The organism is Acinetobacter sp. ANC 4862 (assembly GCF_004336635.1).
In the GTDB taxonomy this organism is placed as follows: Bacteria; Pseudomonadota; Gammaproteobacteria; order Pseudomonadales; family Moraxellaceae; genus Acinetobacter.
Map to the genome: position 1 here is coordinate 48,922 of NZ_SJXH01000022.1, position 6,351 is coordinate 55,272.

A 6,351-nucleotide genomic window follows, 5' to 3' on the forward strand; every position below is an offset into this window, starting at 1 on the left:
ATGTATGAACCCTACCCCATCCCGGAAATTGCACGAGAACATAAACAATTCCGTTACAGCAGTTTATGGACTTTTGCCAAGCAAGATTTACGTTTACTGGCCTTTTTACTGCTCATTGCAGCTTTAATAGGGATCGGGATTGGGTATTTTTGGATTTTTATTTTCATCGCTTTCGCGATATTTTTTGCTTTTCAACTCCGTTCACTGTATTTGGTGAATGAATGGATTTCTAACCGTCCTTATGATGTTCCGCCCAACTTGGATGGCATCTGGGGTGCATTACTGTTTAATGTTTATCGCGCACAGCGCCAAGAGCGTATTGTACAAGCAGAAATGGTCGGCTTAATTGACCGCGCACAATCTTCACTGGTTGCGCTAGCCGAAGCCGTGGTTCTGATTGATGAATTACATCAAATTGAATGGTGGAATCCCGCAGCGGAAAAGTTACTCGGGATAAAACCTTTAGATCGGGGTCGTAATATTTTAACCCTGCTGCGTCAGCCAAATTTTATTCAATATTTCAACAATATCGACGATGCGCCCGACGGCTTGAAAATGAAATCTTCAGCCTTTGAAGACCATTATGTACAAGTCAAAATGACCCGTTTTGGTGGCGAGAGCCGTCTATTGGTGGCCTATGACGTCACCCGCATGCATAATCTGGAACAAATGCGTAAAGACTTTGTCGACAATATTTCCCATGAACTGCGTACACCCTTGACTGTACTCAGTGGTTATATTGAAACCTTTACCGATCAAGAAGATTTAAATCCACGCTGGAAACGTGCCTTTGACCAGATGCAGGCACAAACTAAACGTATGAATGCCTTGGTCAATGACCTATTGCTGCTCTCTCGTTTAGAAAGCAGCAAGCAAATTGCCAAGAACCAGATTATTGAAATGCCGAGTCTGATGAACCAGCTGTTTGATGATGCTCAAGCCTACAACGTTGACTATCACCACACGCTGAATCTAGATATTGACAGTCATTGCGACCTGATTGGTTCAGATACCGAACTGGCCAGTGCTTTCAGCAACCTGATTACCAATGCCATTAAATACACCCCTAAAGGTGGAACCATTACCATGGGCTGGCATGATGATGGCGAGCACGGCATCTTTACCGTTGAAGATACCGGGATCGGGATTGACCCCAAACATCTGCCGCGTTTGACCGAGCGTTTCTATCGTGTCGATAGTGCACGTAGCCGTCAAACCGGTGGAACCGGTCTAGGACTGGCTATTGTCAAACATGTGTTGATGCAACACGGCGCACATTTAGAAATTGAATCGAAAGAAAACCAGGGCTCAACCTTTAAAGTAATCTTCCCTAAAGAACGCCTCTATCACATGAGCTAGACGTATAGTACATCTGGCTTAATCTAAGCCAGGTTCTGTTCTTTAAACTTTGCTCGCTGATAAGCTGGACGCTCAGCCAAACGTTTTATATAGGCTGCGATATAAGGATATAACCCTGATGTTCTTGACTGAATGACCTCTAACGGAAAACCCATCTGAATATCGGCAAAAGAAAAATCGCCTGCCACATATTCATGCTTCGCCAAATAATCTTCCAGATAGTTAATATGATCTTTTAAACGCGGTTGAATAAACCCAGCCTTCACCCCTGCTGTAATTTTTTTCGCGACCGGCTTTACCAGCCAGGGTACTTGTTTCGGTACATTGTTCATTACCAATTGCATCACCAACAATGGCATCAATGAACCTTCCGCATAATGCATCCAATAGCGATATTGCTGCTGATCTTTCTTATTCTGCAGTTTAAATTGCTGTTGTTGGTCATAGGTTTCTTGCAGATATTGCAAAATCACCGCAGATTCGGCAATGGTTTGATCAGCATCGGTCAATACCGGTGCTTTAGCTAAAGGATGAACCAGTTTTAATTCAGGCGGTGCGGCAAAAGTGGGCAAGCGTTTATAAAACTTGACCTGATAATTCAGAGCCAGCTCCTCTAAAGCCCATAAAATTCGAAAAGAACGCGATTGATCTAAGTGATGCAAGGTAATCATTATTTTGCTCTCTATTTTTTCTGCTTTGACTATACGCATAGCCCTAAAAAAATGACATCCTGCTTTACACAAAATGTCATTTCAATCGGTTCATCAACTTAGACAAGTACAGTATTGATGTCTAAGCTACGTAATAATGTTTTGGTCACTGGCATTTTACTGCTGATCTCTAAAACCTTTTGTTTAAGCTCATCCGACAAGGGTTGTGCAAACGACAAACGGCGTTCAATCCACTCTTTGCCTTCTTTATTGGCATTAAAATCGGCTTCAACAGAAAACTCACCCAACTCTATGCCTTTATGACTGGCATACATGCGTAGCGTAATCATGGTACAAGAAATCAAACCTGAACAAATCAAATCATAAGGTGCAGGGCCTTTATCCTGCCCACCAAAAGATTCGGGTTTATCCGTCATAAATTGGTGTGTACCCGTCTTGATCTCGCCCGACCAAGGTTCAGCCAAGCTGTGTACTTCTGCATTTGCAATAATGGCCATGAGGATGATCATTCCTAAATGTTATTTTTATTTAGAGGCACGCATTTTATCTGGGAATGCCGGCGCTTCTAAGCGTGGTCCTGGATAATCAGGAATATTGCCAAAGCGTTCATCTTGTTCAATCCAGTGGTCACGAGCCTTGCAAAGCTCCTCCTGAGTACGACCGACAAAGTTCCACCACAATAATATTGGCGACTCAAAAGGTTCCCCACCCAACAGTAGAATACGGCTACCCGCATGCAGCTGGATTTCAATTTCGACCACCCCCGGCTCAAGAACGACCATATTGTCTTCAGTCAGTTCATGACCATTCACGACAGCACCGCCATCCAAAGCCATGAAACCGTATTCAAATTTTGGATTGAGTTTAATTCGGGTGGTAGTTGATTCTTTTGCCGTTAAATCCACCCCGAGTAATTCTGTATGTACGGCTACCGGTGATTTAGTTTTTAAAAACTCGCCGACCAATACGGTAAATTCGACCTGATCTTTTTCTACGACTGGAAGTTCTGGATAATGATCAAAACAGGGCGCCATATTCATTTTATCATCTGGCAACGCAATCCAGAGCTGTGCAGCATGCATATGGGTTTCAGTTTCTGGTGCAACTTCAGCATGTGAAATCCCATAACCTGCGGTCATCAAATTGACCTGCTTCGGGCGAAGTAACTGTTTTGTACCCAAACTATCAGTATGCATCATGGTGCCTTCAATCATCCAGGTAAAGGTCTGCAAACCTATATGTGGATGCGGCCCAACATCTAAGCCATCACCTTGCGGAAAAGTCACGGGACCGGCATGATCCAAGAAACACCATGCCCCAATTAAGCGTTTATGGCGACTTGGCAAAGCGCGTTTGATCACGGTTCCCTGCCCAATTTCCGCGCTACGTAAAGGAAACTCCTGAATAAATTGATTCACGTATTTTTCACAATCATCTGAATCAGAAAGCTCTATATAGTTGCTATTGGTCATATTTTTATCCTGAATCGTACGGACTAAACCGTTCTTGAATGTCCTGAATCTATTCTTATGATCATATAGGCTCTTACAGATTCAGCCTATAGTTAAGTTAATACGCTGAATACCATGTATAGGACAATATTACTTTTGAAATTTTCCTTAATAAAACAATCTCTTCATTCTTTACCCACCCCACTATTCATGTCCTATTCATATGAATTTTATATATAAATAAAATTTTGTCACAATTGCCCACCCCATTAATTGTTTAAGTTATATACAAAATTCATTACTATCCCTATTATTCTTGCTTTATGAATCCCACACAGAAAGGGGTATCTCCATGTTTAGGGGAGATCAAAAAATTTCTCATAACAACAATGATAAAAATCCTGATCAGATTGGGACAAATGTGGATAAAAATTCAAATCATGAGGCTGCTTATATTTTACCAAAGCAGCTGTGTACTGCTGAAAATCAAAAAGTGATAGAACAAGAATTACGAGATCCAGCCACACGTATTCCGGATCAATTTCAACAATATTACTTGGACTATCAAAATAAACACCAACGACAATTTTTAAAATGCGTCAATTTTATTGGTCAGATTACATTTTTAAGTTACTTTTTTGTAGACTGGTTGCTGATCCCTGAAATTGGCATGCTTTCAGGTATTTCACGGATTATTCTTGTGGTCTGTGCAATATTAATCAACGGAATCGCCTTTCGTTACTGCAAAAATATTAAAATTATAGACAGCTTACTTCCCATATACGTCGCGGTAGCAGTTGCACTATGGCTAGATCTTCTGGTTTTGTCACATAGTCCAATCGTGACCACGTATATATATGCCGCTGTGATTTTTATTTTATTGGGCAATTTATCTGTACAAGTTTCTTTTCGAAATTCAATTTTCACCTCTTTGCTGATTAGTGCTGTCATTTTTTATGGTGTATTTCAGTTGGTTAGCCTGGATGAAATGGTTTTATTTTCTCTCATCTATGTCCCTGTTTTACTCCTCAGCATGTATATCAGCTGGAATAATACTTTAAATTCAAAACGCAATTTTTTACGGGTTCTATTAAATGACTGGAACTACTATGCCTTAAGTGAACTGGCACATACAGATGAATTAACTCAACTCAATAATCGTCGCCAGTTTTTGCAGGTTGCTGAACAAGCCATTCAGAAATGGCCAAAATATAATTTAGCCTGTTTATTGATGCTGGATATCGACTTTTTCAAAAACATTAATGACACCTATGGACATGATATAGGGGATGAAGTGCTTCGGGTGCTTGCTGAAATTGCTCGCAAGGAAATGCGGCACACCGATGTGTTAGCCCGTTTTGGTGGTGAGGAATTTATTGCATTACTGCCAAATACCACACTAGAAGATGCAGTCACGATTGCGAATCGATTGTGCCGAATCATTGAAAGTCATCAAATCTGTATTAAAGATAAATTCTATTTCAATTTTAGCGTATCTATTGGGGTATCCCAACTGCAACCGCATCAAAATGATTTGAATTTACTGATTAAAAATGCAGATATTGCCCTTTATCAAGCCAAGAAAAATGGACGCAATCAGGTTGCGATTTTTAATTATGAATAATTAAAAAATTATCTTCATCAAAATGGTCTTAATATATTTTATAAATATAGATATTAACTCAACTTAATCATTTAATAAAAACTTACAACTCAAACGCATGTAAATTAAATATTTATTTGTTTTACTACCTCTTTGTCATAGAATAAAAAATAATCTATTACATATATACAAAAAAATAAATCACACTTCTATCAATTTAGTAGAACAATACAATGATCGATGAGTATAAAAAAGAATCTCGTTTTCTCATTCAAGAGATTTTAAAACGCCCTTTTGTGCGAATTCCTTCTTCCCTAGAACATGAATTTCATACCTACCAAAAAGACCAAATCTTTAAGTTTTTACTGCAAGTCAATATTCTTGCCCAATGTACCTATGCCGCTTATAGCGTTGCAGACTATTTTATTCTTCCTGATGTTGGCTCTCTTGTGGTGTGGCTGAAACTGTCTTATACCGCTTTGATAAGTCTCGTCACGGTACTGATTTATAAGTTTAGTCGAAGTGTTCAATTATTTGATTTAATATTACCACTATCCATTATTGGGGCTTCTGCGATTTGGTTTTATTTACTCAATTTATCGCATAGTCCCGACAGACCCATTTATTTGTATGCTTCTTTAGTATTTGTCGTCTTGGCCAATCTATGTGTACAAATTCGTTTTATGCCTGCTGTGATCATTTCTTTTTTAATCTCGGCAGTCATTTATACTGGAGTATATTTTGTTGTTGATCGTAATTGGCATCAAATGCTACTTTTCTCTCTCATCTACAATCCCGTATTTATGTTCAGTCTTTATATCAGCTGGACTGCAACACAAAAATCCAAAATGTTATTTTTACGTAAGCGTCCGCTGAGCCCCATAGCTATTTTTTAATTTGAGTTGGGTTTCCAGCGGTGTGGAAGTAATTCTTCTATTTGGGTCACTTTATGTGTCGGCAGCCTTTTTAGCACATTACTTAAATAGGCATACGGATCAAGCCCATTCAGCTTTGCTGACTGAATCAGCGTCATGATGTTCGCCGCTCGCTGACCACTGCGCAGCGAGCCAGCAAACAGCCAGTTCTTACGCCCCAAGGCCCAGGGACGCATCTGATTGTCGGGTAGTCAGACGCAGTTACCTACGTCCAACCCCCTAAGAACCGTGCATGCGAGTTTCCCAGCACACGGCTCAAGCCTCTGCTAAGGCGCCATTCGGCACCCGGTTATACATCGTTGACATTGGCAAACTGAACACTCCTCGGACAA

The 6,351-nt window shown here is 40.2% G+C and carries 6 protein-coding genes and 1 pseudogene; 3 read left to right on the plus strand and 4 right to left on the minus strand.

The features are described from left to right. The gene (gene phoR / locus E0409_RS10535) at positions 1-1,359 is read left to right on the plus strand and encodes a phosphate regulon sensor histidine kinase PhoR (RefSeq protein WP_131290605.1); all 1,359 of its coding nucleotides are present in this window, start codon (positions 1-3) and stop codon (positions 1,357-1,359) included. Positions 1,360-1,382: 23 nt separating this feature from the next. On the opposite strand, the gene E0409_RS10540 is transcribed toward phoR, so the two are convergent. From E0409_RS10540 to E0409_RS10550, 3 genes are all read right to left on the minus strand, one after another. Then, positions 1,383-2,030 (minus strand): glutathione S-transferase, encoded by a 648-nt coding sequence (locus E0409_RS10540; protein ID WP_131290609.1) that lies wholly within the window; start codon positions 2,028-2,030, stop codon positions 1,383-1,385. A 98-nt stretch (positions 2,031-2,128) separates the two neighbouring features. Next, entirely contained in the window at positions 2,129-2,527 is a 399-nt protein-coding gene (locus E0409_RS10545; RefSeq protein ID WP_131290612.1) for an OsmC family protein, read from the minus strand. 27 nt (positions 2,528-2,554) lie between these two features. Next, positions 2,555-3,502, minus strand: a complete 948-nt coding sequence (locus E0409_RS10550) for a pirin family protein (RefSeq protein WP_131290615.1) — start codon at positions 3,500-3,502, stop codon at positions 2,555-2,557. A gap of 400 nt (positions 3,503-3,902) precedes the next feature. On the opposite strand from E0409_RS10550, the gene E0409_RS10555 reads away from it, so the two are divergent. Both E0409_RS10555 and E0409_RS10560 read left to right on the plus strand, forming a co-directional pair. Continuing rightward, positions 3,903-5,105 (plus strand): GGDEF domain-containing protein, encoded by a 1,203-nt coding sequence (locus E0409_RS10555; protein ID WP_252151806.1) that lies wholly within the window; start codon positions 3,903-3,905, stop codon positions 5,103-5,105. 212 nt (positions 5,106-5,317) lie between these two features. Beyond that, positions 5,318-5,980, plus strand: a complete 663-nt coding sequence (locus E0409_RS10560) for a hypothetical protein (protein ID WP_213073368.1) — start codon at positions 5,318-5,320, stop codon at positions 5,978-5,980. Here E0409_RS10560 and E0409_RS17065 read toward each other — a convergent pair. Then, positions 5,977-6,204 (minus strand): annotated as a pseudogene (locus E0409_RS17065) (transposase domain-containing protein); the annotation flags it as partial. The gene E0409_RS10560 and the pseudogene E0409_RS17065 sit on opposite strands and share 4 nt — an antisense overlap. Positions 6,205-6,351: the final 147 nt, after the last annotated feature.